Raw genomic sequence first — 26,843 nt, forward strand, 5'->3', positions numbered from 1 at the left:
CTGTACTGGTTGATTTATTGAGTTCCTTTTACAATGAGCTGATCGAATGATACGGTTTGCGCGCCATCGACCCGCATGCCGAAGTAGCTGCCGAAGCCGCGGTCAAAGGCCAGGGTCTTCTCCAGCCGGTCGTTGATGAGAAAATGAAGGCTGCTGCCTTGTTTCTCTACCGTGAGCATATTCATACCGGCATCGGGCCGGATATTACCGGATGGTGTCCAGTCGACGAGTACGTGCCATTCATCCTTGACGAGCGAGCCAATGGAATAGTAGCCATTGGAAGTGATGTAGAATACGAACCAGGCATCCTGCTGCTGATCACCGCAAAAGTTGATACCAAAGGGATCGCCCGCGCTATCTCCCCAATGGGTGGTATTGGCGGATATGGTAAAGTCCTTATCGGTATCGATGTTGAACTTGGCGGCGGTAGAATAGCTGAGACTATCGGCAAAGCCTTTCATCACGTATTTACCATCGACGAGGTCAAACTCACTGGTCTCGTCTTTGCCAATATCCCATATACTGTCCAGCGGGTTGCTGAAGTCGTTGTAGTAAATGCCATTATTGAGTGAAATTCCAGGCTGCGCAGCAGGCTCGTTGGGGGGCATGCTGTGGTGATCAGCCAATGGTGCCTCGGGACCACTGATGGCATCGCCTGGTGATCTACGTTGCCCATGTGACAGGTTGTATTTCGGGTCCTGCACCTTGGTGGGCATGAGTTCAGGTGGGGTTGTTTCAGCGGCGCTGGCCTTGGACCTGACCAATGTGGTCCAGGAGAAAAACACGGCACCACTAACCAGCAAGAGCACGACCGCGATAAACGTGATGTCCTTGCGTTTACCGGCCTCCGGCTTTACCGGCGCTACATACTTCACCGTCTCGTTGCGCACGGGTGGCTCCAGGGTACGCATTCCGCGCAGGTCTTCGAGGGCAGCCATCTTCAACAGGTGGCGCACTTGTACGGGATCGGCCAACCGGTGTGAGCCCTGCTTGGTCAGCAATCCATCCAGCAGTAATTGCAGGCTGGGTGGCATGGACCGGTGCATGGGCAGTACCGGACGTGGAACGGGTGAAGCGATCACCCGGTTGATGTGCATCAACAGGTCATCCTGTTCGTATTCGAATGGTACTACACCTGTCAAACATTCATATAAGACAATGCCCAACGAATAAAAATCAGTGGGCGTGGACACGTTCCTGGATTGATTGAACTGCTCGGGCGACGCATAGTCGTAGGTCAGCATCGAGGAGCCGGTGACGGTGACGGAGTCTGACTCGCGTAATTTGGCGATCCCAAAATCGGTGAGCAGGAATTGTACTTCACCAGAGGGTAGCTTACGGTACATGATGTTCTCTGGCTTCACATCGCGGTGTACGACGGCTTTGGCATGTATGGCGTCGAGTGCTTCGGTCATCTGGTGGGCCAGCCTGATCAATACCGGTATATCCAGGGTTTGGTGTATCCGCAACAGGCTGCGCAGGTCACCACCTTCTATCAATTGCATGACGATGTAGGGCAATTCCGCATCCAGGTGCACTTCCAGGATCTTCACGATGTTGTCGTGCTGGATCGACTTCATGATCTCCGACTCGCGCTGAAACCTGCGCAGGGTATCGGGATCGGTGTTGAAGGCAAAATGTTTGATCGCTACCAGCTCTCCGGTGAGCATATGGCGCGCTTTCAATACCCGCGCGTTACCCCTGCCCAGTTCACCGAGGATCTCGTAGCCTTTGAAATACTCTTTAAAGATCGAAGTAGCCATGGTTATCGCTTGATGTTGTGCATGATCAATAGGGAAGGATGGCTGCTATCGGCTTTCACAAGATTTTGGAATGGATATTTGATGTTCTCGAAGGAGAGGTTGTCGGTCTTCAGCATTACAGGCACCTGTACGCTAAAGCCGGTTTCGAACTGAGCAAGTCGGAGGTTTTTCAGGAGGATGGTGTCACCGGGCTTTGCCGACCTTTCATTGATGGTGATGGCGGCAAAACGGGTCTTGTTCTTATCAGCGGGCAGTATCACCAGGGTTCTTCCAACGCTATCGGCATATTGCCGGATATAGTTCCAGCTTTTCGAGGTGCTGATCTTCAGGGTGTCTGTCTTTTCTTCTACCGGGCCGGGCACGGCGGTATTGTTGACCCGAACGGCTGCGCCTGCCGTTTTAATACTATCGATGGGCAGTATGCGGGGTGGTGCTACATCGATGGGGCGCGGCGGGGCCATAAACCACCCCATGCCTGCCAATACGGCTACCGTAATACCGGCTATATAGATATTTCTGCGGAAGGTGCTGCGCACTGGCTGTATCACCTCCGCAGACTGCGTTTCTTCTTGTGCAGCTTGCGTTGCCTGGCTATGGGGCTTTGCGTCGTGGGCTTGTATGGCCGGCGCTGTGACGGTCACTTGCTTTTTCGCAGGGGCTTTTCTTTTGAGCAACACCACCGTGATGTTGTCATTGCCGCCCATTTCGTTGGCCAATGCCACCAGGCTGTTGACCTTGTGGGGCAGCGCCTGGGTAGTACCCAGTATGGTGGTGATCTGCCTTGAAGTAATCATATCGGTGAGCCCATCGCTACAGAGCAACAACTGGTCCCCGGGCAGCAACGCTTCGCTGCCATAATCCATAAAGTCTTCATCATCGAGCCGGTGCAGGGTCGACCCTACTTCGCGCAATATCTGGTTACGTTGGGGATGGCTCATGGCTTCCTGCTCGGTCATTTCGCCCGCGTCTTCCCGAATGCCCACGAAGGAATGGTCTTTCGTGAGCTTTTGTAGCAGTCCGTTGCGATACCGGTACAGTCGGGTATCGCCTACGTGTGCATAATAGACCTGCTGCTTGGCGGCATCAGCTACCACTGCGGTCAACACACAACACATTTCACTGATGAGCTGATCTTTCTTCCTTTCTTCCACAATACGGTTGTTGGCGTAGATCAGGGCTTCGCGCAGCATGGTGAGGGTATCGCCCTTTGGGTGCTCCATGTATTGGGCAATACTTTCTTTAGCTATCGCCGCTGCTTTTTCCCCGCCGGTATAACCGCCTACGCCATCGATCACTGCCACCAACGCATTGTCGCTATTCCATAGCTGCCGGGCTATGAAGGCGTCCTGGTTCTCCTTGCGTCGTTTACCCGGATCGGTGGTGCCGTTTATGAGGATGTTCTTCATCTTTTATCGTGGCAGGTTTTTGAAATGCCTGATCAACAGGAACAATACGAATGCACAGAGCACCGACGTGCTGATCACGGCTCCCATATTCATTGTTGTTTAAATTCAAGGGTAATGATCCCGTTCAACAGGATCTGGCTTTGGGGCTCGAGGTAGAACCAGCGGGGCGACTGTACATCACTGCGTGCTATCACGACCTCGTTGACCCTGGTTTCGTTGGCACTGAAAGAAGCGATCTGAAACTTGCCGGAGGCTTCGTTGAGCCGGATGCGGGCATGGGGATTGGAAACATAGTTGGACTCAATCAACAGGTAGTTGTTGTAGCCCTGGTTTTCCGGTTCCTTGCGGGCTATGACGATCTCGGTATCCTTCATGGTATACACATCGCTCTTGTTCTTATCACCCAGGTGGTATTCGATACGTGCCAGGCCGCCATCGAGGTTGCGGGCCTGTTTCAGCAGGGAGCCACCGCCTAACGTGAGGTCATTGCTGAACTTGACGGTAAAGTTGCCGCTTTCGGCAAAATGGATATGCCGCAACACATCGAGGTTGATGTCCATCTTATCAAATACATTGGTCGCCTTCGACTTCATCGTGACCTTGGCAGTGTGCCGCCTGTCGGCAGCGGGGGCTCCTGTGCGAATGCCGGTCAGCATGCCCACGATCTTCAGATCGTAGGGACCGATGGTTTCGCCATTGAACTCGGTAGCGGGGCCAAACCTGAATTGCCAATGTGAAGAAACTGGCGCCAGGTCTTCATAGTTCTTTTTGTAACCCTCCAGCTTCCGGTAAAACATCTTCACCGCTTCTTTCACGACTACGGGAAAAGAAGGCAACCGTTGTTCATATACATCGGGATGAAGGATGACCAGGAAATGCATGTTGAATACCAGACTAGCGCCTACCGATTCGGTTTTGCAGGAACCGTCGAAGCAATCGACCAGTTCATGCAGCATATCGTTATTGGTCAATGGCACCGGAACTTCCCGGGTACTTTCCGGTACAAGCCAGTTACGCATGGCGCCCCAAATATCACCTGGACGTCTCTTCATAAAAGCGGGTTGTTTTATCCAAAAATTACAGGGAGGTGTATCAGGCCTTAAATGTAGAAGATTATGAAGCTGACGAGTGATAAAGAAACCTTAAAAGCCCTTGCACGCTAAGCCTTTAGGAATTCATTAAGAGAATAATGAGTGAGTGAGGCTCTTTTGAAAAGTGCGCGCAAAAACGGAGGCGGGCCGGTATTTATTGTATTTAGGAAACGTTAAAATGGAAATTGATCGGGCCGACACGTACAGTCCATTAAGAGTTGCCTAAGAAGCAGTGTATTTTATTTAGCTTAGCGCCGTGACAGTAACTACTACGCATCTCGGATACCTGGTAACAGGTTTGTGCATCCTGACCGGCATGTGGCTGAGTGTAAAAGCCGGCAAACTAACTGTAGCGGCTTCTGTAACCGCCGGCATTGTGGGCTTCCTGGTATTGGTGGGTGGTGGCTATGCGGGACTCAGCCTGCTCGTCACGTTCTTTGTATTGGGGGTATTGGCCACCCGTCATCAGCGAGCAAACAAAGCGCAGGTGTCCGGCAACGAACCAGATAGCGAAAAAAGAAAGGCCAGCCAGGTGCTGGCGAATGGCGGCGTAGCGGCCATGGTGGGGTTGATCTCCTTGCTGGATCCTACACACAGGTCATTATATGTACTGATGATGGCAGCCAGTCTTTCTGCCGCCACCGCCGACACGTTGTCTTCCGAGTTGGGGACGGTATACGGCAAACGTTTTTTCAACATCCTCCATTTCCGTAAAGAAGAGCGTGGGCTTGATGGCGTGGTCAGCGTGGAGGGAACGTTGCTGGGCCTTGCCGGCAGTACGATTATAGCTGGTATTTATGCCCTGTTCGTAGGCTTAGATCGTGGCTTCCTCGTCATCATGATCACCGGAACTGCCGGCAACCTGTTCGACTCCGTACTGGGTGCTGCGCTGGAAAGAAAACAGCTGCTCCACAATGACCTGGTCAACCTTTTCACTACCCTCTTTGCGGCATTGCTGGTATTGTTATTCCGGTAAGTTATTCAGGGTTTCTCCAGCATTGTGCGAAAACTGGTCATCGAGCTGAATAAGTTATTGCGCACGATGGGGTCGGCTACCCAGCGGGGAACTTTCTTGCTACGGTTGGTAGATATGATATAGGAAACTCGCATCTTGTTGCCAGGCAGTTCTTCGAAATACCATTTGCCGCGGGTGCCCTGTATACGTGTTACCGAACCCGTCACCGGAAATTGGGTGTGGGCGATACTTTCAAACTGAATGGTACCCGACCGCTGGCTGCCTGTTGTTTTATACACCTGATGTTGCAGGCAACAATCCTGGTCGCCAAATGGCCAGGGGATATTGTAGCGGGTATAGGTTATCCACTGGCTGCGAGCGCCGGTTACGATCACCTTGTATTGTTTGGCATTGGCATTCCATTCCTGGCCTTTCGCCTGATCGGTGAGTAAGGTAATGGCAGCCTCCATATCGGCCTTTACTTCAAAAACAGCCTTCACTTCCCGGATCTGGTCTTCTCCCGGGCCAGGTATCCAGCGTTCATACAGGGATATGATCTTATCCTGCTTCACCAGTTTGAAATCGCCGTCGTTGGGCGCTGTGTTCCAGGCCACCAGCGCGAGCAGGCATACCAGGGAGGGAATTGCTTTCATGCTATTACTTTTAGTGGTACAATGACCGTTATTGTATGCCCTACAAATGTGGTCAATCAGGTGCGGAGGGCCAATGAATTTCTATTGAGTTGTGGTATCCTGCGGTTGAATTGTATAAAAGCCGGCGGTTCCTTATATTTAAGTATCATACCGGGGACATGAACAAACGACTGCTTTCCATTATTGGCCTTATTGCCGCCTGCATCACCATTTTATCGCAATGCGTTGATAGCAAGGCCAGCACGCAAGATCTCCGGGGTCCTGCCTTTGCAGGATCAGCATCTTGTGCCGGTTGCCATCAAAACATTGTAGACAGTTACCACAGTACGGCACACGCCAACACCTCTCATCCTGGTAACCGCCAATCCATAAAGGGCTCGTTTGCACCGCCCGATAATGTATTTACCTATTCGGGCGACAACCGGGTGGTGATGGAAGACAAAGCAGGCGGCTTGTACCAGACTAGCTACATTGGGGGCGCCATGCAAAACAGTTTTCCCTTCGATGTGGCGATCGGGTCGGGCCGTAAAGCGCAAACCTATCTGTACTGGCTGGGCGGTCAATTCAAACAACTACCGGTATCGTATTTTGTGCCGGCGCATAGCTGGGCCAATAGTCCGGGGTTTCCGGCTACGCATCCCAAATTTGACCGGGTGATACCGAGCACCTGCTTCGGGTGTCATAGCTCTATGGTGGGGGTGAAAGCCGTTAAGCAACAGGGCGTGACGGCCGTGGAAGAGTTTGAAGATAACCAGATCGTATACGGTATCGATTGTGAACGTTGTCATGGTGCGGCGGCGGAGCATGTCAACTTTCACCAGCAACATCCCAAGGAGAAGAAGGCACAACATATCGTTCGGATCGCTGCCCTTAGTAACCAGGCCAAGCTGGACCAGTGTGCGTTGTGTCATTCTGGCCTGAAGGCCACCCAGCAATCGATGTTCAATTTCAAACCGGGGGATGCACTGACCGACTATTATTATCCCGACTTTACCCGCAGCAATAAGGCGGACGAAATGGATGTACACGGCAACCAATACCAGCTCTTTACTGCCAGTGTCTGCTTTCGCAAAAGCACAGCCATGAACTGTTCTTCCTGTCACAATACCCATACCACGGAGCGCAACAATCTACCAGCACTATCGGCCAAATGCCAAAGTTGCCATGCGCCCGCCAGCACCTCCTTCTGTACGTTTAAAGAACTGCCGGCTGCCACGCTGGCCATCAACTGTATCGACTGCCATATGCCGCTGCAGGCTTCCAATAAGATCGCGCTACTGACGAACGGGCAGCAAAGTCCTACGCCTGACATGATCCGCACACACCTCATCAGGATCTACCCCGATGAGACGGCACGTCTGCTGGCCCTGCTGAAGAAAGACAGTGTGGGCAATCGTTAAGTACAATGGCTTATTGGTTAAGTGGGCCTGAAGGATGGCTTGGGGTGGCTGCATCTTTACACCTCAATAAAACAAACTACGATGCTTACCACCAGCCATGCCATTACTCATCCAGCCACTTTGTTACACCAACTGATTGCCCGGGGAGGTCCCAGCGTACAGGAATATGCGTCGCTGACCAGCGCTACCCAGGAACTGTATGCCGCCTACCTGGCAGGGGAATATTCTGCTGTAGATCTGCAAGTGCTTCAATCTTCCTTTAGTGACGATTGCCTCGCACAAACCCTGCATGGTCATTCCATCCGTAAACCCTTTGGCTACGCCGGCGACTTCCTGATCATCGACAAGATCTATCGTCAGCATGTTACTACGGACGAGCGGTATGCCAACTGGGACCGGTTATGGCACCACCTCGATGCCACGAAGGCTGTCCGCAATCGGAAGGACTATTTTAAAAGTCTAATGACCCGGCAGCTGGCAACCGGTAAGTCACTTCAACTATTGAATGTGGCCAGCGGCCCGGCGAGGGATCTGGCAGAACTATACGGGATGATCAATCCTGCGCAGCTGCACACTACCTGTATTGAGGCGGATGAACGGGCGATTGCCTATGCGCGTACGCTCAACGCAGGGCATATCGACCAGATCAACTTTATCCAGCAGAATATATTCCGTTATGACGCTGCCGGAAGCTATGATATCGTGTGGAGTGCGGGGCTGTTCGACTATTTCACCGACAGCGTATTTGTGAAGATATTGCGTCGGTTCATGCGCTGGACTAAACCAGGCGGCGAGATCATCGTTGGCAACTTCAGCGATACCAACCCCAGCCAGGGCTTTATGGAACTATTTGGTGACTGGTTCCTGCATCACCGATCTGCAGCTACCCTGGAGGCGCTGGCACTGGAAGCTGGTGCGCGTAAAGAACAGGTAAGCATAGCGCAGGAAGCAGCGGGCGTGAACCTGTTCCTGCACATCAAACTGTAGGTGAGCATTGGCTTATCCGATAATGGACTGGGTTTCCCACGATGCGAGATCGAGCACCAGGATGCCTTCCTGGTCTGCTTCCAACTCCGTCAGTAGATTACCCTTGTTGTCCCATACGGCAGACCGGCCACCGCAAATCGTGTTATCACAAAGACCGATACAGTTGGACATGAGCACGGCCATGTCATAGCGGGCAGATGTATCTGTCAAAGTATGTATGGCCTTTTCAACACCGGGTACTGTTTTGGCTTCGCTAACCAGGTAGATGTCTGCACCTGCCTGGTGTACATTGGCAGCATGTTCGGGTACTGATAGTTCATAACAAATGGCCAAGCCTATTTTGAATCCGCTCAGTTCCAGGTAAACCTGCTGATTGCCCGGACTGAAGTATGGTATTTCGTCGGCATGCAGGTGTTGCTTGGCGTAGGTGATACGTGGCTGATCGGGCTGAAAGAAGATCAGGCCGATCTGGGGTAATGATCCTTCCACAGCGATCGGCATACCTACCCCAATCGTTATTCCATATTCGTTGCTTAATGATTGCAGCGGTTCCAGGCGGGGATCGTTTTGATCTGCCGCCAGTTCCTTCGCCAGTTCTGGCTCATAGCCGGTTATCGACAGTTCGGGAAACACGACCAGGCGAGCGCCCAGGGCTGCCGCCGACTCGGCCATTTGCTGGTGTTTCGACAGGTTGGCGGCTATATCTCCTTTTACCGGACTGGTTTGTGCAACGGCTATTTTCATATGCTTTGTTTGACTGAAGTTACAAAATGATCGAGGCGCAACGGGATGATCGCAGTATCCAGTTTAGCAATCCTTTGTGGGACCGGGTTTCGGGCATACCAATAAGTTATTTTATTTATCTCAACCGCAGGCGCACACCGAGATTGACGCCGAGTCCGCCGATGTTGATAAAGGAAATAAAGTCGTTGGCTGGTTTGTTGTTGTCTTTGTAATTGGTGGTGGTACCGGAAGTGCCGGTAGGCGTGTTGGAATTCTGGTCGATTGTGGTCACGTAGTCGGTATTCCTTTCGGCGACATTCAGGTCGTTGAGTCCGCGCGTACGTTGTGGCGCTACTTCCTGTCCATTGGCCGTATTCACAAACTTCGTCACCTCATTGTAGGTCGTGATCTCTTTGCTATGGCTTTTGACAGGCACGTTGCGGTATTCTGCTTCGACGAAAAGATCGAACCGGCTATTGAGTGCGTAGGTAGCGCCGATGGCACCCTGAAAGCCGATGGTGGGATATGGCTTAATCTCTTCTTCGCGGTGAATGACTGTTTGCGCAACGACCACCGGTGGCTGATTGGGTACGGCACTGGTTCTGGTCGCATCGGTTTCAATAATAAGACGTCCCCAGAGCGGTACTACGACCCCAAAACGCATGTAGGGATTGAGTTTGGTATAGCCGGGACTGAGCACAAGACTGGGTGCGAAATCCACGGCATTGACATGACCATTTGATTCGATGCTGCCCACCACTGTGCTGGTGCCCTGTATGGTAGACACATTTCGGGTCATGAGGTTCTTCTTGCTGTGATAATAATTGAAGGTGCCTTCTACGGCGAAGTACTTGTTGATGTTATAACCGATGGACAGTCCTCCCCGTACACCTTGCCCGTAAGAGCCTGTCAGCACCTTATCCCGCAGGGTCGTCGACACACCCGTCGTAGGATTAACCGCTGCACTGACATCGTGTGGCGGATAGGGACCTACGTTGGGAAACTGTCCGTTGGAAACACTGAAGAAATAACCGCCGGCTGCTTTGAGGTAGAATTTACTGCCGGAACCATCCTGCGCGAAAGTATACAAGGAGATTATCATGAGGCAACATATGGCGAAGACACGTTGGAAATGGTTCATATAGAAACATTTGGATTCAATAATATGGTTTCAGCATTATACCTGAAGCCATACATAAAAACCGTTCCACCAAGTGTTAAGCGATGAATTGTCAGGCAAATGCGCTAAAAAGTACCCAAATTATCAGCTGTACTGTAACGCCCATCAGCAGGGTTGCCAGGCTATACGCCTTGAGGGTGGCTGCCGTTTCGAGGTTTGAAAAACGGCTGATGACCCAGAAGTAGGCATCATTGGCATGGCTGATCACCATACTACCGGCGCTCATGGAAAGAATAGCAAGGGTTAGTCCCGTCGGGGAGTTGATACCAAGGCTACCTAATAATGGCGTAACGAGGGACGCTGCCGTAATGACGGCGACCGTCGATGATCCCTGGGCTGTTTTGAGTATAGCGGTTATGAGGAAGGGAAAGAAGATGCCGAGTGACAGGCCGCCGAGCAGGTCACCGAGGTGCTTGCCCATTCCGGTGGCTTGCAGCATTTCACCAAACATACCACCGGCTGCGATGATGGCGAGGATCATGCCTGCTTTTTCGACACCTGCCGTGAGCCAATGTGACCATTCGTGTTTGTGCTCGCCGCGTATGAGGGTCAGCGAGACCAGGATACCGACGACCAGGGCCATGACCGGATCGCCGATAAAGGAAACGATCTGTAGGGCGATATTGGCAGACAACTCCTGCGTCGTGATGAACAGCAGTACGATCGACTTGACAGCAATGAGGGCAATGGGTAATAATACAGGCAGGAAGGAAAGTCCTGCAGGTGGTAACGTGGTGCCTACAGCTGTTGTTTCCTGCGGCGCTGTATAGGTATGTTCAACTTTTGCTCCTTTTGTAACACTCCAAATGTATCCTACTATGGCTGCCGGCAGCGCGAGGACGATGCCCCAGATCATGACCAGGCCAAGGTTTCCGCCGGACGTACCTACTGCGGCGGTAATGCCGGGATGTGGTGGCACCAGGCAGTGTACTGCATATAGGGAGGTGGCCAGTACAGCGGCCATGGTGGGCATGCTGACACGTGTTTTCTTCACCAGCGAGTGATTGAGACCGCTGAGGATGATAAAACCACTATCGCAAAATATTGGCAGACCAACAATGAAACCGGTGATTCCGATGGCCAGCGGCGCATTCTTTTCTTTTACTTTTCGCAGGATGGCATTGGCCATGCTGATGGTGGCGCCTGTTTTTTCGAGTATCACGCCGAGTGTAGTACCCAACAGGATGAGCAGCCCTATTTTCTCCATCGTGTGGCCAAAGCCTGTTTTCAAGGTAGACAGGATCTTGTCGGGCGCCAGTCCGCTCGAGAGGCCAACCGCCAATGCGGCAATAAGCAGGGCGAAGAACGCATTTACCTTTTTGTAAGCTGTGAACCAGACGATAAAGCTAATGCTCACCACCAGGAGAAATAACAGGTAATAGGAATTGGTCATCCGAAATATTTTAGGAGATCTGCACCATCATCAGGTCCATCACGTTTGTTTGCGTGGGTCCGGTGATGAGGAGGCTGTCGGTCTTTTGAAAAAAATGATAAGCATCGTGTGTCTGCAGGTAACATGCGATATCCAGGCCTGCCTGGCCGGCACGTTGCAGCGTATACCAATCGCCTATTGCGCCAGCGGCATCGGTGGGTCCGTCGGTGCCATCTGTACCAGCACTCAATGCTGTAAATACTACATCGCGCGGACCTGCTTCCTGCATTTTTTTTAGAGCAGTCAATACAAAATGCTGATTCCTGCCACCCAATCCGTTGCCGGTGACCTTTACGGTTGTCTCACCTCCTTGTAATATATAGGCCGGTAGCGGCCCATCGTATTCCAAGGCCGCTTGCAGTAATTTTTCTGCCGCTAGCTCTGCGTCGCCGGTTTCGAAGGGATGGACGATGGTGTAATAGCCGAGGGCTTCGGCTTTTTTTACCGCAGCGGCTAAGGCAATGTTGTTGGAAGCAATGATGGTGTTGTGCACCTTATCGAAGGTGGGATCGCCTGGCTTGGGTGTTTCAGGGTTTATTCCTTTGCTGCCGTCTTCAAGATGCTTCTGCAGGCTGACGGGTATCCCCTGCCAAAGTTCGTAGCGCTCCAGTATCGCAATTGCGTCGTTGTAGGTGGAGGCATCTGCCACGGTAGGGCCGCTGGCAATCACACTCAGGTCGTCGCCCGGCACATCGCTGATGATCAAAGCATGTACCTGCGCACCATGGCATAATTTGGCGAGTTGCCCGCCTTTGATCGATGAGAGGTGTTTTCGCACGGTATTGATCTCTGCAATAGACGCGCCGGAACGAATCAGTTGGTCGGATAAGGCTTGAAGTTCTGTCAGGGTGGTAACTGATGGGAGGTCGGGCCACAAGGCAGAAGCACCGCCGCTCAGCAGGCAGAGTACTGTATCCTCTGCCGTTACGTTGGTTAATAATCCAATGAGCGCCTTTACTCCCTGCAAACCATTCTCATCCGGGATGGGATGGGCGGCTTCGACAATACGAATGATTGCTGTGGGTAAACTATGTCCGTATTTCGTTGTCACTACACCGGCAGTGATCTTATCCCCCAATACCTGTTCCGTGGCCTGCGCCATGGCTGCTGCGGCTTTGCCGGCACCAATGACATAGATATTACCTTGCGCCAGTACCCCGTTTATGTGTACCTGATCCCCACTTCTGTTGATGTACCGGGGTATCAGGTGACCCGGCTGCACGGCTTGTATCCCCGCCTGTAGTATACCAATGGCATTTGCTCTCGCTATCGTGACATTCATTGATGTAATATACCGGTTTTCGTTGGCGCAGCCTGAACTCTACAGCACAATCTGCGGACTTTGCAGACAAATGGGTTGCGTGTTTTATCATCAATTTGCAGCTCCAGGTATCCATTGAAAAACCTGTTTATAGTTTAAACAGGTTTCGATCTATTCATTTCAAATACCAACATTTATGACTTTCAGAACTTACAAAGGAAACAGGCGGCTAATCGCCTGTGTGCTACCGGTGGCACTGTTGATCACCTTGTTAACAGGTTGCAACAAGCTGGATGATTTTTGGGGACATGGCAAACCTGGCGCGCCAACGACTTACTCCTCGGACGTGATAGAACAATGGATGAGCCTGCAATTACGATTGATGAAAAATGCCACGGGTATTCCCAACCATGGTTTCTCAAGACCTTATGCCTATGCAGGGATCGCAGCCTGGGAAAGCATTGCAGAAGGCGTTCCAGGCAGCGGTCAATGGGCCAAGCAATGGAATGGTTTGACTGGCTTGCCCGCTGCCACGGGTTCATCCAAATTTTACTGGCCAGCGAGCGCCAATGCGGCCCTTGCCTCTATCAACCGGTCCTTATTTCCCAATGCTACAGCTGCCGACAAATCGGCTATCGATTCGCTGGAGCAATTGCTGCGCACCCAATTTCTTGCTAAAGCGCCCAGCAATAAAGTAAATGCCGCTGCCGACTATGGCAAATTGATAGCTGGTGCTGTATTTGCCTGGAGCGAAACCGATGGTTACAAGAATGCCAGCAGGCCTTATGTCGTACCTACTGGCCCTGGCAAATGGAAACCTACGCCGCCTGCTTTCGGCGCACCCGCTACACCGTATTGGGGGGAGAACCGGCCGATTGTGAAAGGTAGTCTGACCAATACCCAGGCCCCCGCCCCAATCGCCTACTCAACCGATCCTCAATCGCCGTTTTACAAGATGGTCAAGAAGGTATATGATGTATCGCAGGGTTTGACTACCGACCAGATCAATATGGCTTTTTACTGGCGCGATGTGCCGGGCGTATCGTCTCCCGGCCACTGGTTAAGCATCTTATTGCAGACACTACAAAAGAAACAGGTGTCGATGGCCAAAGCGGCATTGGCTTATGCCTTGTCTGGCGCGGCTGGCAATGACGCGCTGATCAGCTGCTTCCAGGTGAAGTATCAATATAACCAGGTAAGACCTATCACGTATATCCATGAGGTGATTGGTATTACTACATGGAATCCTACATTGGCCACGCCGGCGCATCCGGAATATCCGTCCGCACATTCGGCACTGTCGGGCGGTACAGCAACAGTACTGGAATCGTTGTTTCCGGGTGTGCACTCCATTACCGATCATACTTATGACTACCTGAATTTTGGTGCACGCACCTACAGCTCATTTACAGCAGTCGCCAAAGAGGCCGCTCAATCAAGGTTATATGGCGGCATTCACTATGAGCAATCCAACGATGCGGGCCTTCAACAAGGTTTCAAAACAGGAGAGAATGTGCTGATTAAGTCGCTTCCATCCAGTTTCATTATAGAATAGACAGTTATGTTTCCTATCAGGGCCTTTCTCCCCTCCCGGGAGTGAGGCCCTTTTGTGCTGAGTCACCCAATTAGGGGATTGACCTGGCTTTTCCCTGCCCGTACCTTTAGTACACAAACCTTTTGTTGTGTACAACCTCTACTCGAAAATAAAGCAGAATCCTGCCTATTACCGGCAGCTTCATGGACGCCATGCGTTGATCACGCAGGTCAATTGTTTGTACCAAACCCGGTACGACAATTTCTGGAGTCACAATAATTACATGCTCTACATCATCGAGGGGCATCGGGTGTGGCATACGGCCCAAGGCTCCTTTGAGCTGGATAAAGGGAGTTGTGTGTTTGTCCGCAAGGGCGCCTGTGTGGTAGAACATTTTGCCGATACCACTTTTTGTGTGTTGGTATTTTTTCTGCCTGATGAGTTTATCTGTGAAGTGTTGCAATCTAAATCAACGCCGCTGTACAAGAGCGGTGAAAAATATGATCCGCTCATGCCTGTCGATGCGAATGGTGCGGTACAGGCCTTCTTCCAATCGATGTTATCCCATTTCGACAACGTGCGAGAGCCAGACCCGAGTCTGCTCGAGCTAAAGTTCAGGGAGTTGATCCTAACGATTGCAGACAATCCTGCCAACAAAGCCTTGAATGCTTATTTCGGGTCTTTGCTGCAGGAGCCACAGGCGGTGTCGTTACAACGGATCATGGAAGACAATTTCTGCTTCAATCTTGGGCTCGATGAATTTGCCCGCCTCTGTGCCCGCAGTCTCTCGGCTTTTAAACGTGATTTCCAACGGGCGTTCCAAACGACACCTGGCAAGTGGCTGATGGAAAAACGGCTGGAACATGCGTTACATCTCCTCTCCCACTTCGACAAAACGGTATCTGAAGCTGCTTTCGACAGCGGGTTTGAAAATCTCTCCCACTTCAGCCGGTCGTTCCGGTCAAGATTCGGTTACTCGCCGATGGCGGTGAAGCAACAGGTACCTGCGTGACGCACAACCGTGGCTGGTTGCCGGACCTCGTTTATCGATTGACGGTTTAAGCCACCTGACCGATGAAGGCAGGTCACTCGCCCGGATATTTACTGGCTGGACACGATCATCCCTATCGCTTTTGGCGTAAGAGATTGATTTAGAAAAGTTGTGCTATTTTCATTACACTTCCATGGGAGCGCCATGGGAGCGGTATGGAAGCGAGTAGGGAGCGGCACCCTCCAGATCACCCAACATGTCGGTGTTACTTCTCTCCAGACACGTCGATCCCTTCCTTTTTTAGCGAAAATGGCCTTGTTTTAAAAGTTGAGCTATTTATACGGGATCGGTACGGGAACGGTACGGGATGGGTACGGGAGCGCCTGGGGTACGATACCTGCACAACCAGGTAATCTTCTGCTTCGCGCGCAAATATACTTCGCGATGGAGGGGATTTCCAAGCGTTTTCTAAAATGTCATGACATTTGCAGCGGCGTTCCAAAATACAGTATAAACCCATCGGCATCCTGCACTTCAAATCCCCTTAAATGATCGCTATTGGTCTCGACCGGTCTGAAGAAGGTGACCTGACGTGCTGCAAATTCAGCGGCCAGTGCGTAGGGATCGGTCACGTGCAGGTATACATCCCAGGGGGGGTGCGCTACAGTTGATGGATGTTTGAATCATACTGATATTCTCCTCATTATTGAATTTACCCAATTATTGGACGAATTCACAAATAGCCTTCCGGGTTTCACAAATGCCCTACTAACGGCCACCCTTGCGCACTACTTTTAACCGGTCAACAATCATTTACAAATCTAAACCTTTCATTATGAGGGCAAGTTTGCTGCTGTTTACGCTTATCGCCGCAACCCTGCTGTGTAGCGCACAGCCTCCCCGGTCCAATGCATTTACTTTATCCGGTCACCTAAAAGGCTCCCCGGCAAAAATGATCTATTTACAGTACAAGGATGCCGAAGGGAAAAATGTAACGGACAGTTGTGGGCTGGAGAACGGCCGTTTTTCCTTTCATGGCCACATCGATGAGCCCACGATGGCTTTGCTGAAAACCAACAGAAAGATTATCCCTGACGATGAAAACCTGAATATCACCGAGGTTTTTCTGGAACCGGCAGCCATGACAGCCAGCCTGGAAAATGACAAGTTCAGGGATATCGTTTTAACCGGATCTGCCACGCATATTGAATATGAGGAGGTGAAAAAGCAGCGCGACTATATTAATAAGACGTTTACGGATTCCTTGTCAGAGCGGCACAGTGCTTTCTCCGAACAATATATCCTGAAAAATCCGGGGTCCTACCTCAGCGTGTATGAACTATCCTTCTATCGTGGCAGATGGCCCAATAACATGGTTCAATACCTGTACAATCGCTTTCCCGTAAAATACCGGGAAAGCAAATATGGGCAGTATACGAAATCTTACCTCGACGCCATGAAGGACAATGCGGAGGGCCGCCCGGCTAAGGCATTTTCGGCGCTGGATGTACAGGGAAAAGAACTCCGGTTGTCGGACTTTAAAGGCAGGTATGTGCTGTTGGATTTCTGGGGAAGCTGGTGTGTACCGTGCAGGGCGTCTAATCCACACCTCATCGAGTTGTACAAAAAGTATTCGGGCAAGGGCTTCGAGATCATCGGCATCGCCACTGAATACGACAAAACTGATTCCGCTTGGAGGAAGGCGATTCAGCAAGATGGCATTGGTCTATGGCATAATATCCTGAGCAGTCCGATTGCAGGACCACCGGCTGAAGGCAGTCCAACCATCGCCGGACAATTCAGCGTTCATGTTTTTCCAACGAAGATACTCATCGACCCCTGCGGCTACATTATTGGCCGGTTTAACGGAGGTGATAACGATGCCAAACTTGATGAGTTATTAAGCACTATTTACCATTAACTTTAGGACCATGCGAAGAATAGTATTCGTAATCCTGTTGGTAGCAGCTGGCCTTCGGGCCAGCGCCCAGGATTCACTCACGCATCGGTCGGTGGTCGTATATAAGTTTGATCAATTCAGCATTATTCTCGGTGCGCTACACATCACCGACTCTGTCCTGGATTTTCCGTCTGCCAATGCTACCTGGCCTGACAGGCACCGAAAATTGACCGCACAAGGAGATTTGTTACGGATTTACGTCACAGCGAACCTGCAGCCATTTTTCCAACCTGTAAGGACTGTTAAGTTGAACAAAAATCATAACGAGTCGTCCGAAATTATGCCAGAGGATTTGGAATTCAAGATCGATTACCCTGAAGATCTGTATTTTGGCAATTGGAAGGATATTCGGTCGTATCCATTACTCGAAAAAGACTCTCCCCTATCTCTTTTTCCTTTTTCGCCTGGAACGCTTCCATTGACAAAAGGCAAATACTTTAAGCTTCGTCAGCAAGCGAATATGGTATACCCAGGCGTGGAGGCAAGTATCAGGAATAAAAAAACGAAGGAGGAAGTTATTCGTTTTCAGATCCGTGGTATCGATGAACCGCTTAGCCCATTTCTGATCCTGGCAACTCAGGAAGAATCCAATAAAAAGATCATTGACTCTTTTCACAAGGTCCGCGAAAATCTGATCGCCTTACCTAATATCGATATCAAGGATGGGCAGGTTATAGACAAGGAACCCTCTAAACAACCGGACATCCCCAAGATGCTCAACTATGAGCCTTTTTACAAGACATCCGAGTTGGTATTGTATTTCAACAACGAGCGTGGTTATCCAGACTCTTCTTTAGAATTCAGGTTGCTAAGCAAGTCGATTAGCGATACCAGCTGGAAAAAAACCGGTCACAGACTGGTTATTCCGCAGTTGGTTGCCGGTGATCAATATAGGATTCAAGTCCGTTATGAGTTTCACCCCAGCGATGGGCAGGAGCATACGATCTATGTAGTTCCCCAATGGTACCAGACGACGCAGACAAAGATCATTTTTGCCGGTGTATTACTTTTGGGCGGGTTACTTACCTGGCTATTCATTTACAGGCGGCAGTTAACGAGGAGCAGGCGGCGCAGGGAACAACTTTCTCTGGAGGTCAAAGCCATACGCTCCCAACTCAACCCGCATTTTATATTCAATGCCATGTCGTCTATCCAGGGGCTGATCAACAAAAACGAGATTTCCGCGGCCAACCGCTACCTCACTGAGTTTAGCAGCCTGTTAAGGGATACGCTGCATAACTCCGAAAAAGAAATGGTTCCGCTTGTTAGTGAGGCACATCTGTTGGACTCCTACCTCAACCTGGAACAGCTCAGGTTTGGATTTAACTACACAATTAGTATTGACGAGGCGATAGATAAAAATGGCACCGAAATACCCAACCTGCTGTTACAACCGCTGGTGGAAAACGCGGTTAAGCATGGCGCCGGGCCATTGGGTGAAAAAGGGCTTATTTCAATAGCGTTTATAAAACGGGAGCAGGACATGCTCGTGTCTATTACAGACAATGGCCGTACGTTCAACGTATCGAGGGAAGCCGAGGGGTATGGCTTGAAATTGACCAGGAACCGGATATCACTGTTGGCCCAGACATTGCGGGAGCAGCCCATCGAACTAACGATCGAACGAAAGCAGGACAGAGAAACAATTGTACATTTAGCATTCAAAAACTGGTTATAGTATGGCGATCAGGGCTGTTGTCATCGACGATGAAAGGAACAATATCGACAACCTATCTATACTGCTGAAGAAGTTGTTTCCGGATCTTGAGATCGTGGGGGTGGCAACGAATGGTATGGATGGAGAAAAGCTGATCCTACAAGGGAAGCCAGATATTGTATTCCTGGATATCCAGATGCCGCAGAAAAACGGGTTCGAGCTGTTGACTTCTTTACCGGACCATCACTTCGAACTCATTTTTGTTACGGGCTTTGATCAGTTTGGCATTCAGGCGGTCAAGTTTTCCGCTATCGATTATTTGCTTAAACCGATCAAAGAAGACGAGTTAAAGAAGGCCGTGGAAAAAGCGATCGGCAGGATCCTGGAGAAAAAGCAAAACAGGCAACTGGAGAACCTGCTGGCACTGCTGCAACATCAGCACCAAAAAGAGGAACATCGCATTGCGCTGCCTTCGGCCAGGGAGACGCGGTTTGTGCGGACGCAGGAGATCGTGCGCTGTGAATCTTCTAACAACTATACTACCTTTTACCTGCAGCATGGCGAGGTCATTGTCACCTCCAAGCCGATCTTTGAATATGAAGAGGTGTTGCAGGGGTATGGTTTTATACGTTGCCACCAGACACACCTGGTCAACAAACGGTTTATTAAAAGCCTGATCAAGCAGGATGGCGGTTACCTATTGCTGGAGAATGGCTCGAAGATCCCGATCTCGAAATTGAAGAAGGAGCAGGTAAAAAGGATGCTGGAGTAGCATTGTTGCACACCTCTATCTGCCGCATGCATTCTGGTCTTTTACAAGCTGCTTCTTATCGTACCAAATCCGGTATGGCTTTGGTACGATATCGTTCAAAAACCGAACAACAGCACCAAGGCTTTCCTGGTAGTAATTTGTAACAGATACTTCTTTTGAGAAAGCGGCCGACGCCATATCGAAAACGAGTATCAGGCCGTCTAAAATGCAATTATTCGAATAGAACCGTTCCAAACTATCCAAACCCGCTTGTTGCTCAAGCGCTGCCAATGCTTTCTTTTCCTTTTTTGTCAACGCGCGTTTAAAATAGACAGCATCTGCCGGATAATTTTTTGCCAGGTATATGAAATCATAGGGCCCTTTTTTGACGACAATTGAATCCTGGTTGACCGAATAGGTCGTCCGTAAGTATTCAGGTTTGTCGACTTTTGACACCCAAAACCTGAATGGACCTGTATAGGGATGCAGCTTTAGTGAATCCTGTATACGCTTATTCCCGGCTTCCAATATTGAGTCCCTCGCAATGACGGCCTGGGTGATGGCATTAACGAGCTCATCATTTTCCTTTTTTTGGATTGAATCCTTTTGATTCATGTAGTGCTGGTATTCTTCGCAGCTGAACGACTGCATCGAATGATTAGCAAGTACTATTTGCTGCCTGGTATCTGGATTTTGGGTAACAAGGTCAATAAAAGCGGTCAACACCATTTTATCACCATCGCGAACTAGCTTCACATTTCCTGTCAAGTATTCCCGTTTAGCATCGATGCCTCCATAATTATTAATCGCGTGCACACCGTTTGCCTTATAGGACAGGTTGGTCATGACGATACTATCATTTATGGCAGGCAACTCAAACATCAATTGTACAGATCCACTCACATCTCCCTGCCCCCACCCTCCTTTCACCTCAGAGCTATTCATTTCCAGGAATAGCAAATTTGAATGGGCTTTCTTCGTAACCTCCCACTTCATGATCCACCCACCGGTATATTGCGCGTCCAGCGTTGCCTCTCGTATGAAACAGGCTTTCGTAAGAGGTATTTTATATGAACTGGTTTCCCCGCGATTAAACCGGGTAAGGAATAGAGAAGTATCATTAATATTTTGAGCCATGCAAGGAGAGACAGGAAGAGTCAATATCGAAATGGTTACCGATAGTATGGTGAAAAGGCTTCTAAACAGCATTACGGTTTGTATTGTCAGGGGTATCCGTAAATATATTAAAGACAGCCTACCCCAAAAGTTAAAGCCCCGCCAAAAGGAAGGGCTGCTATTTTCACGCGGCTAATAGGCCAGATTTAGAAATTACAAGTCAACCTTTCCCAAGGTGCATCGGTGACCGGGCGAGCGATGAGAGCCTCCTGCAGAATCGCCGCTTTTCAGCATGGTGAGCTTTACTGAAACGGACTGAGCGCCCGAGTTTATCCCTAATACTGTGAAAAGAATCAGCAACAGATTCAACCTATTCATGAGAAATTCTTTGAAAAAAGATTTTGGTGCTCGACCAGGTCTTCACTTTTCTTCACTAAGGGATAGAGAAATCGACATAATTCGACTTAAACCAAAGGTCTTCGTCCTTACCCGCGTCCGCCGGAATGGTTATGGGGAATATCCTCAATCTAACCCGATAGTTACCTTTAGTCAATGTGCAGCAGTCGATCAATTTGACATCAAAGTGAACCTGATCCCCTTTCAGCAGCCTTACGCAAGTACAACAATTCAGAAGGCATTGATCTGGAGCCGGGTCACCGCTCGAGCATCTATCGTCTACCAGCTCATATTTCCCTTTGCTCTTTCGCTCAATGTCTGTCGTCATCGAAAATTGGTATAAAAAACAGCGATGGGACTGAATAATTGTGGTATCCTGTACATAGTACCGCTCGAACCGGTTATTCTTAACTGTCACGCGAAATACATGATTTCCTGTCGAATCCCCATTGACTTGTAGTGCAAGTTTAACCGTAACAGATTGCCCAGCCGCGGCAATCGTCAGCAACAAGCTGCATAGCGTAAAAATGAGTTTATTTGTAGGTGGGGCCATAGGCGCTATATTGTTGTTACCCATTCAGCAGGTGACGCCACAATGATTATGTGTAATATTCACCGTCCCAAGGTTGCTGGAAAGAAATCATCGAGCTTTAACTTATTTTTTCCTTTTGTATACCAACACCTTATACCACATCTCTTTTGAGATAGGATTCTCCGTATCCCATTCCCTGTATAAATAAGCCCCATCGAGCCAAAACCCTTTTTTGTCTGTCATTTCTGTAGCACCTTTCAATATTACTTTGTTGTTCTCTTTGTTTTGCGTGGAAACGATCAATACCAAATCATAGTACTCGTTATTATTCTTGTCGTCAGCTGGTTTTGTATAAATACATCCTTTCTTTTTCGCAAACAAAGACTGTGCGGTTGTGTCATAATCGGTGGTCAGGCCAACAGATTTCGCATACTTCATAAACTCATCTTTATCAGCGTTGCGTAAATGCAAGTAGGTCGTGGAGTCTATCATTTGGGCAAACGAAACCTGTCCCAATAGCATAGCTATCATCAATACCAGTAAATTCCTGTTCATAGATTCTTTATTTAAGCAGAACTGCCTTATTCCCGTCAGTAATGGTAAAATTGGCTAGACATCCTGGTTAGGGTTAGCCCGTTCGCATAAATATACAGAAGTCGGGCCTGATACAAAAGAACAGATGGCAAAAGAAGCGGGGCGGGAAGAACAGGCAATCAGGTAATGATGGCGACCCTAAAATAATTGCAAATCCAGGAGGCATCCGTTTTAGGGCACAAGCTGGAAAACAGTCCAAAAACAAAAAACCCCGCCAAAAGCGGGGCTTATATTTTCCTGGCGGAGACGGCGAGATTCGAACTCGCGATACCCTTTCGAGTATACACACTTTCTCCCGACATTCGTCGGGACTCCGTCAACCACTCGAATTCTATTCAAAATCTACTATCGCATGTTCAAACCTGCTACTAACCAGCCATTCAATGTACTTTCGGGATTTTTTCTTTTTGATGGCTTTTTCGCGAAGGATAGCCTCGGACCGGGATTTGAAGCATTCAAAATATCGCAGTCGCCAGGGGCCTTTACCCGAGGTGTATTGACTCAAGCCGTCAGTATGCTTGCTCATCCGGCAGTCGAGGTCGTCACACTGACCTATATAAAAAGAAAAGTCCTTCAGAGACTGAAGGACATACACATAAAATTTTTCATTGTGCGCCATACACAGATGAAATTTGAAGCGGAGACGGCGAGATTCGAACTCGCGATACCCTTTCGAGTATACACACTTTCCAGGCGTGCTCCTTCAACCACTCGGACACGTCTCCAATATTTAGAAAAATCAATTCAAGAACTATAGTACCCTTTCGATCTTCACACTTTCTCCCGATTGCTATCGGGACTCCTTCAACCACTCGGACACGTCTCCAGGTTGAAACTCCCACTCTCAGGCATGTACCTTAAAAATGGGTGGCAAAAATACAGGTTCGGCCCTTATCAACCGAATATTTTTTGGGCATTTGCCGAAGTTATTTTTGCGACCTCTTCCGTCGACACCCCTTTTACCTCCGCCAACTTTTCCAATATGTATTTCAGGTAGCTGCTTTCATTCCTTTTTCCCCGGTAAGGCACGGGCGGTAAATAAGGCGCATCCGTTTCCAGCACCATCGATTCCAGCGGTATATCTACCAACGCCTCCGGCAAACCGGATTTCTTGTACGTCAGCACCCCGCCTATCCCCAGGTAAAACCCGGCATCGATGATCCTGCGAGCCTGGTCCGTTGTACCCGTAAAACAATGAAAGATGCCGCCCAGTGCCCCTTTCTGGTGCTCGCGTACGATCGTAATACTGTCTTCCATCGATTCACGGGAATGGATAACAATAGGCAGCTTGTAATGCAAGGCCCACTCGATCTGCTGGTGAAATGCCTCTATTTGCTGTTTGTCAAAATTTCTATCCCAGTAATAATCCAGGCCAATTTCCCCTACCGCTGCAAAGCTTCTTTTACCCAGCCATTCTTCAATGATCGCCAACTCCTGCTTATAGTCTTCCTTTACAGAACAAGGGTGCAGCCCCATCATCGCTATACATTTACCAGGGTACCTACTTTCCAGCTTCAGCATGGCCTCGTGGGTCTCGCTATCGATCGCCGGCAGGTACATTTTTCCCACCCCTTCCGCTTCTGCCCTGGCTATCACCGCATCTATATCCCCCAAAAAAGCGTTTCCGTATAAATGGGTATGAGTATCAATTATTTGCATTATTCCTGTTTTCGTCCCCGCAAAATTAATCGAAAGAACCTTTAAACTACCACCTCTATATCTCGTCTGAAGACGTTAAATAACAACCAACAATCCCGTTTTTATGAAAATCACGCATCTGCTCCTCCAAAAGGGCGCTGCCGCTACCCTTGCCGCAGCCCTCCTGTTTACCGCCTGTAAGAAAGATAACCAGGCTGATGATCCAGGTAAAGACGACCAGGCCACCTTCGCCAAAGCCAGTACCCAGGCCGACGCAGAGTCTGACGCTGTATTTGCCGATGTATTGAGTAATGTGCTGGGTGTCAGCCCGGAAGTAGCCGTAGGCGGCACCGGCGTCTTTGCTGCCCGAAGCGCTCAGCCTTCCTCCGGCAATAAAGAGAACGGCGAAAACGATACTCCCTGCTTTGTAGCAAGTTTCACCAAACTCAATGGCACCAATGCTTTCCCGCTGCAGGTCACGATTGACTTCGGCACGGGGTGTACAGGCAAAGACGGACATACCCGTAAAGGCAAGGTAATCATCGTATACTCAGGGCATTTACTGCTGCCCGGAAGCAGCGCCACCACTACGTTTGACGGCTATTCCATCGACAGCTTCAAGGTAGAAGGCACCCATAAAGCCACCAATACCAGCACCCAGGACAAACGCAGCTTCAAGATCGAGGTGACTGGCGCCAAGCTGACCAAGCCCAATGGCAACTTCAATACCTGGGGCAGTACCAGAACCCTTACCCAGACAGCCGGCGTATCTACTCCTCTGAACCTCAGCGATGATGTATTTGAAGTGACCGGTCAGGCTACCGGCGCCCTCCAATTGGGTAGCCAATCTTATAGCTGGCAAGCCGATATTACCACCCCGCTGATCCGGAAATTTACCTGTCCCTTTATCCCTCAGGGCACTATCTCCATTTCCCGGGATGGGAAAATTATTGGCGTCCTGGATTTCGGAACCGGACAATGTGACCGGAAAGCAGCCCTCCAGGTTAATGGGGTGGTATTTGAAATTTCTTTGGTTTAATTAAAAAATAGTATACCTTTAGAACAGTTTTCATAGGGTACGGATTAAAAACGGGCCAGGGTGTCTACCCAGGCCCAAATTATTTTAGCCCATTCCTCCAATTTTGGGAATCTCCCAACCGACAAATTTTCAGTCTTACAGTAGTGTTTTTTTACAATTGAATTGCCTCGAAGCGGTACCCTTTTTCACTAAAATATTTCAATGTATCCGGCAACGCTTTCTGCATCCTCGGAAACGCTTTTTCACTATCGTGAAATACGATTATGCTACCCGGCTTCGAATGATTGATCACATTCAGGGAACAATTCTCCGCAGTCAACTTCGTATCGAAATCGCCGCTCAATACACCCCACATAATGACCTTAAAACTTCGGTCGGAGCTTTTATACGTCGCTGTGTCCGTAAGCACTTTCGCCTGAAACTGCGTAATCTTTCCGTATGGCGGCCGGAATAGGTTGGAGTCTATATGTCGGGCAGCCTCCAGGATGTTGTTAATGTACTGATCATTTTTTACTTTCCACCCGTTAACGTGGTTATGGGTGTGGTTGGCCGTACGATGCCCTTCATCGAGGATACGGCGGTAGATAGCCGGCTGCTCCACCACGTTTTTACCGATGCAAAAGAAGGTGGCCTTCGCCTGGTATTGCTGTAATAAATCGAGTACAAAGGGGGTTGCGATGGGATGAGGACCATCATCGAAGGTGAGGTAGATGACCTTATCCCGGGTAGGTATATGCCAGGTACAACGTGGATAAAGCCGTTTGAGTAACCAGGGTGTCTTTACAAAATAGAACATGGTACCCTAAAGATAACAAGAATTATTCCCGGTATCCGGTCAGGTGGTACACCTTCTGCTCATAGCGAAAGATCTTGCCATTCTTCTTCAGGTATTGCTCCTGTTGCCGTTCATCGGTCAACACCTTGTCCATATACTTCCGTACCGTATCATCCTTTGCCACTACGGGGGCTCCCTTGATCAATGCTTCCTCGATATACCCGCGCAACAACGGTTCCAGCTCTTCCTGAAACAGGTTGTTGCCGGCAAAAATATCCGTGCCGATCACCCGGTCGCCGCTCACACATACGAAGCCCGTAATGCTGCTGTCACGTATTATCTTTTCGTAAAAAAAACGGAAGTATTCGGTCTCCTGCAACCGGTATTTCTTATCCTGCTGGCGCGCCGTATAAGCCAGTGTGGGCGATTTTACACCACTGCCTTCGAGCTGACCAAAGATCTCCTTCCATACCAGCACCTGGTTGCGCGAGGAGTCGAGCACCTTGCGCAGGTCCGGATTGGCGTAACCATGGTAGCCAAAGGCTTTCTCTTTATTGCTCCAGCGTCCTTCTTCCACACACATCACATCTATGTACTGGTCGCGCCTGTTGGGAGCCAGGACGGTATCTTTCGTGACCATCCTGTCTTGCCGCCCTCCGGTGATGATCTCGCCGGAAGCTATGAATACCGCGGTATCGGAACTGTTGTTGATGCGCAAGTAATGTACATTTTCAGTAGCTGCGGTACCCCGCTCACTCACCTTTACCAATCCCCGCTTCAATGCCTGGCTCAGGGAGATGATCGGCCTGCCCGGCCCCTGCAGCATGCCTCTGGGACCTCCGGTACCGCCCCCTTTCGGGCGTATGGGAATTATCTTCAGGTTCTTGTATTGCCATACGCTGTCGTAGTCGACCGTCAGGTTGTTGTAGGTCAATTGCGCCTGTGCAGTCCATGTTGTAAGGACCAGAACCAGTATGGTGATGCCTTTGAACATATGCAATATTAACGC

The 26,843-nt window shown here is 49.8% G+C and carries 23 protein-coding genes and 1 tRNA gene; 9 read left to right on the plus strand and 15 right to left on the minus strand.

The window, feature by feature from the left end:
* Positions 1–14: 14 nt before the first annotated feature.
* The 3 genes from P2W70_RS04885 to P2W70_RS04895 form a co-directional block, all read right to left on the minus strand.
* Positions 15–1,763 (minus strand): serine/threonine protein kinase, encoded by a 1,749-nt coding sequence (locus P2W70_RS04885; protein WP_276480316.1) that lies wholly within the window; start codon positions 1,761–1,763, stop codon positions 15–17.
* Between the two features lie 2 nt (positions 1,764–1,765).
* Positions 1,766–3,169 (minus strand): PP2C family protein-serine/threonine phosphatase, encoded by a 1,404-nt coding sequence (locus tag P2W70_RS04890; RefSeq protein ID WP_276480317.1) that lies wholly within the window; start codon positions 3,167–3,169, stop codon positions 1,766–1,768.
* An 89-nt stretch (positions 3,170–3,258) separates the two neighbouring features.
* Positions 3,259–4,221 (minus strand): FHA domain-containing protein, encoded by a 963-nt coding sequence (locus tag P2W70_RS04895; protein WP_276480318.1) that lies wholly within the window; start codon positions 4,219–4,221, stop codon positions 3,259–3,261.
* A gap of 295 nt (positions 4,222–4,516) precedes the next feature.
* Here P2W70_RS04895 and P2W70_RS04900 point away from each other — a divergent pair, with 295 nt between their 5' ends.
* Positions 4,517–5,236, plus strand: coding sequence for a DUF92 domain-containing protein (locus P2W70_RS04900; protein WP_276480319.1), 720 nt, complete (start codon positions 4,517–4,519; stop codon positions 5,234–5,236).
* 5 nt (positions 5,237–5,241) lie between these two features.
* Here the strand turns inward: P2W70_RS04900 and P2W70_RS04905 are convergent, their stop codons facing one another.
* A complete protein-coding gene (locus tag P2W70_RS04905) occupies positions 5,242–5,868 on the minus strand; it encodes an SRPBCC family protein (protein WP_276480320.1) in 627 nt (208 codons plus the stop codon).
* Between the two features lie 158 nt (positions 5,869–6,026).
* Between P2W70_RS04905 and P2W70_RS04910 the strand changes: the two genes are divergently transcribed.
* Positions 6,027–7,268: a multiheme c-type cytochrome gene (locus tag P2W70_RS04910; RefSeq protein ID WP_276480321.1), complete on the plus strand. Its 1,242-nt coding sequence runs from the start codon at positions 6,027–6,029 to the stop codon at positions 7,266–7,268.
* Between the two features lie 81 nt (positions 7,269–7,349).
* Positions 7,350–8,255, plus strand: a complete 906-nt coding sequence (locus P2W70_RS04915) for a class I SAM-dependent methyltransferase (protein WP_276480322.1) — start codon at positions 7,350–7,352, stop codon at positions 8,253–8,255.
* 12 nt (positions 8,256–8,267) lie between these two features.
* Here the strand turns inward: P2W70_RS04915 and P2W70_RS04920 are convergent, their stop codons facing one another.
* The 4 genes from P2W70_RS04920 to P2W70_RS04935 form a co-directional block, all read right to left on the minus strand.
* Positions 8,268–8,999, minus strand: coding sequence for a carbon-nitrogen hydrolase family protein (locus P2W70_RS04920; RefSeq protein WP_276480323.1), 732 nt, complete (start codon positions 8,997–8,999; stop codon positions 8,268–8,270).
* Positions 9,000–9,114: 115 nt separating this feature from the next.
* The gene (locus tag P2W70_RS04925) at positions 9,115–10,119 is read right to left on the minus strand and encodes an outer membrane beta-barrel protein (protein WP_276480324.1); all 1,005 of its coding nucleotides are present in this window, start codon (positions 10,117–10,119) and stop codon (positions 9,115–9,117) included.
* Positions 10,120–10,210: 91 nt separating this feature from the next.
* Positions 10,211–11,551 (minus strand): GntP family permease, encoded by a 1,341-nt coding sequence (locus P2W70_RS04930; RefSeq protein ID WP_276480325.1) that lies wholly within the window; start codon positions 11,549–11,551, stop codon positions 10,211–10,213.
* Between the two features lie 10 nt (positions 11,552–11,561).
* Positions 11,562–12,872 carry a glycerate kinase type-2 family protein gene (locus P2W70_RS04935; RefSeq protein WP_276480326.1) on the minus strand — a complete coding sequence of 437 codons (1,311 nt, stop codon included), beginning with the start codon at positions 12,870–12,872 and terminating at the stop codon, positions 11,562–11,564.
* A gap of 175 nt (positions 12,873–13,047) precedes the next feature.
* Here P2W70_RS04935 and P2W70_RS04940 point away from each other — a divergent pair, with 175 nt between their 5' ends.
* The 5 genes from P2W70_RS04940 (at position 13,048) to P2W70_RS04960 (ending at position 19,765) form a co-directional block, all read left to right on the plus strand.
* Positions 13,048–14,406: a vanadium-dependent haloperoxidase gene (locus tag P2W70_RS04940; RefSeq protein WP_276480327.1), complete on the plus strand. Its 1,359-nt coding sequence runs from the start codon at positions 13,048–13,050 to the stop codon at positions 14,404–14,406.
* Between the two features lie 127 nt (positions 14,407–14,533).
* The gene (locus P2W70_RS04945; RefSeq protein ID WP_276480328.1) at positions 14,534–15,397 is read left to right on the plus strand and encodes a helix-turn-helix domain-containing protein; all 864 of its coding nucleotides are present in this window, start codon (positions 14,534–14,536) and stop codon (positions 15,395–15,397) included.
* 814 nt (positions 15,398–16,211) lie between these two features.
* The gene (locus tag P2W70_RS04950) at positions 16,212–17,297 is read left to right on the plus strand and encodes a DUF4369 domain-containing protein (RefSeq protein WP_276480329.1); all 1,086 of its coding nucleotides are present in this window, start codon (positions 16,212–16,214) and stop codon (positions 17,295–17,297) included.
* A 91-nt stretch (positions 17,298–17,388) separates the two neighbouring features.
* Positions 17,389–19,014 (plus strand): sensor histidine kinase, encoded by a 1,626-nt coding sequence (locus P2W70_RS04955; RefSeq protein ID WP_276480330.1) that lies wholly within the window; start codon positions 17,389–17,391, stop codon positions 19,012–19,014.
* Between the two features lies 1 nt (position 19,015).
* Positions 19,016–19,765: a LytR/AlgR family response regulator transcription factor gene (locus P2W70_RS04960; protein ID WP_276480331.1), complete on the plus strand. Its 750-nt coding sequence runs from the start codon at positions 19,016–19,018 to the stop codon at positions 19,763–19,765.
* A 15-nt stretch (positions 19,766–19,780) separates the two neighbouring features.
* Here the strand turns inward: P2W70_RS04960 and P2W70_RS04965 are convergent, their stop codons facing one another.
* The 5 genes from P2W70_RS04965 to P2W70_RS04980 form a co-directional block, all read right to left on the minus strand.
* A complete protein-coding gene (locus P2W70_RS04965) occupies positions 19,781–20,689 on the minus strand; it encodes a hypothetical protein (RefSeq protein WP_276480332.1) in 909 nt (302 codons plus the stop codon).
* 1,222 nt (positions 20,690–21,911) lie between these two features.
* A complete protein-coding gene (locus P2W70_RS04970; RefSeq protein WP_276480333.1) occupies positions 21,912–22,343 on the minus strand; it encodes a hypothetical protein in 432 nt (143 codons plus the stop codon).
* A 370-nt stretch (positions 22,344–22,713) separates the two neighbouring features.
* A complete protein-coding gene (locus P2W70_RS34405) occupies positions 22,714–23,001 on the minus strand; it encodes a GIY-YIG nuclease family protein (RefSeq protein WP_420832384.1) in 288 nt (95 codons plus the stop codon).
* 19 nt (positions 23,002–23,020) lie between these two features.
* A tRNA-Ser gene (locus tag P2W70_RS04975) sits at positions 23,021–23,107 on the minus strand.
* A gap of 169 nt (positions 23,108–23,276) precedes the next feature.
* On the minus strand, positions 23,277–24,041 hold the full coding sequence (locus P2W70_RS04980; RefSeq protein WP_276480334.1) for a TatD family hydrolase: 765 nt from the start codon (positions 24,039–24,041) through the stop codon (positions 23,277–23,279).
* Positions 24,042–24,144: 103 nt separating this feature from the next.
* Between P2W70_RS04980 and P2W70_RS04985 the strand changes: the two genes are divergently transcribed.
* Positions 24,145–25,059 carry a hypothetical protein gene (locus P2W70_RS04985; protein WP_276480335.1) on the plus strand — a complete coding sequence of 305 codons (915 nt, stop codon included), beginning with the start codon at positions 24,145–24,147 and terminating at the stop codon, positions 25,057–25,059.
* A gap of 151 nt (positions 25,060–25,210) precedes the next feature.
* Here the strand turns inward: P2W70_RS04985 and P2W70_RS04990 are convergent, their stop codons facing one another.
* Both P2W70_RS04990 and P2W70_RS04995 read right to left on the minus strand, forming a co-directional pair.
* Positions 25,211–25,855 carry a polysaccharide deacetylase family protein gene (locus P2W70_RS04990; protein WP_276480336.1) on the minus strand — a complete coding sequence of 215 codons (645 nt, stop codon included), beginning with the start codon at positions 25,853–25,855 and terminating at the stop codon, positions 25,211–25,213.
* Between the two features lie 22 nt (positions 25,856–25,877).
* Positions 25,878–26,828, minus strand: a complete 951-nt coding sequence (locus tag P2W70_RS04995) for an ARPP-1 family domain-containing protein (protein WP_276480337.1) — start codon at positions 26,826–26,828, stop codon at positions 25,878–25,880.
* Positions 26,829–26,843: the final 15 nt, after the last annotated feature.

The sequence above is a fragment of the Paraflavitalea pollutisoli genome, from assembly GCF_029360705.1.
GTDB classification, from domain to species: domain Bacteria; phylum Bacteroidota; class Bacteroidia; order Chitinophagales; family Chitinophagaceae; genus Paraflavitalea; species Paraflavitalea pollutisoli.

Coding starts and splice junctions, on each gene's coding strand:
- P2W70_RS04885 (WP_276480316.1), bottom strand. CDS start 1,763: ATGGCTACTTCGATCTTTAAAGAGTATTTCAAAGGCTACGAGATCCTC.
- P2W70_RS04890 (WP_276480317.1), bottom strand. CDS start 3,169: ATGAAGAACATCCTCATAAACGGCACCACCGATCCGGGTAAACGACGC.
- P2W70_RS04895 (WP_276480318.1), bottom strand. CDS start 4,221: ATGAAGAGACGTCCAGGTGATATTTGGGGCGCCATGCGTAACTGGCTT.
- P2W70_RS04905 (WP_276480320.1), bottom strand. CDS start 5,868: ATGAAAGCAATTCCCTCCCTGGTATGCCTGCTCGCGCTGGTGGCCTGG.
- P2W70_RS04910 (WP_276480321.1), top strand. CDS start 6,027: ATGAACAAACGACTGCTTTCCATTATTGGCCTTATTGCCGCCTGCATC.
- P2W70_RS04915 (WP_276480322.1), top strand. CDS start 7,350: ATGCTTACCACCAGCCATGCCATTACTCATCCAGCCACTTTGTTACAC.
- P2W70_RS04920 (WP_276480323.1), bottom strand. CDS start 8,999: ATGAAAATAGCCGTTGCACAAACCAGTCCGGTAAAAGGAGATATAGCC.
- P2W70_RS04925 (WP_276480324.1), bottom strand. CDS start 10,119: ATGAACCATTTCCAACGTGTCTTCGCCATATGTTGCCTCATGATAATC.
- P2W70_RS04930 (WP_276480325.1), bottom strand. CDS start 11,551: ATGACCAATTCCTATTACCTGTTATTTCTCCTGGTGGTGAGCATTAGC.
- P2W70_RS04935 (WP_276480326.1), bottom strand. CDS start 12,872: ATGAATGTCACGATAGCGAGAGCAAATGCCATTGGTATACTACAGGCG.
- P2W70_RS04940 (WP_276480327.1), top strand. CDS start 13,048: ATGACTTTCAGAACTTACAAAGGAAACAGGCGGCTAATCGCCTGTGTG.
- P2W70_RS04950 (WP_276480329.1), top strand. CDS start 16,212: ATGAGGGCAAGTTTGCTGCTGTTTACGCTTATCGCCGCAACCCTGCTG.
- P2W70_RS04960 (WP_276480331.1), top strand. CDS start 19,016: ATGGCGATCAGGGCTGTTGTCATCGACGATGAAAGGAACAATATCGAC.
- P2W70_RS04965 (WP_276480332.1), bottom strand. CDS start 20,689: ATGAATAGCTCTGAGGTGAAAGGAGGGTGGGGGCAGGGAGATGTGAGT.
- P2W70_RS04970 (WP_276480333.1), bottom strand. CDS start 22,343: ATGAACAGGAATTTACTGGTATTGATGATAGCTATGCTATTGGGACAG.
- P2W70_RS34405 (WP_420832384.1), bottom strand. CDS start 23,001: ATGGCGCACAATGAAAAATTTTATGTGTATGTCCTTCAGTCTCTGAAG.
- P2W70_RS04980 (WP_276480334.1), bottom strand. CDS start 24,041: ATGCAAATAATTGATACTCATACCCATTTATACGGAAACGCTTTTTTG.
- P2W70_RS04985 (WP_276480335.1), top strand. CDS start 24,145: ATGAAAATCACGCATCTGCTCCTCCAAAAGGGCGCTGCCGCTACCCTT.
- P2W70_RS04990 (WP_276480336.1), bottom strand. CDS start 25,855: ATGTTCTATTTTGTAAAGACACCCTGGTTACTCAAACGGCTTTATCCA.
- P2W70_RS04995 (WP_276480337.1), bottom strand. CDS start 26,828: ATGTTCAAAGGCATCACCATACTGGTTCTGGTCCTTACAACATGGACT.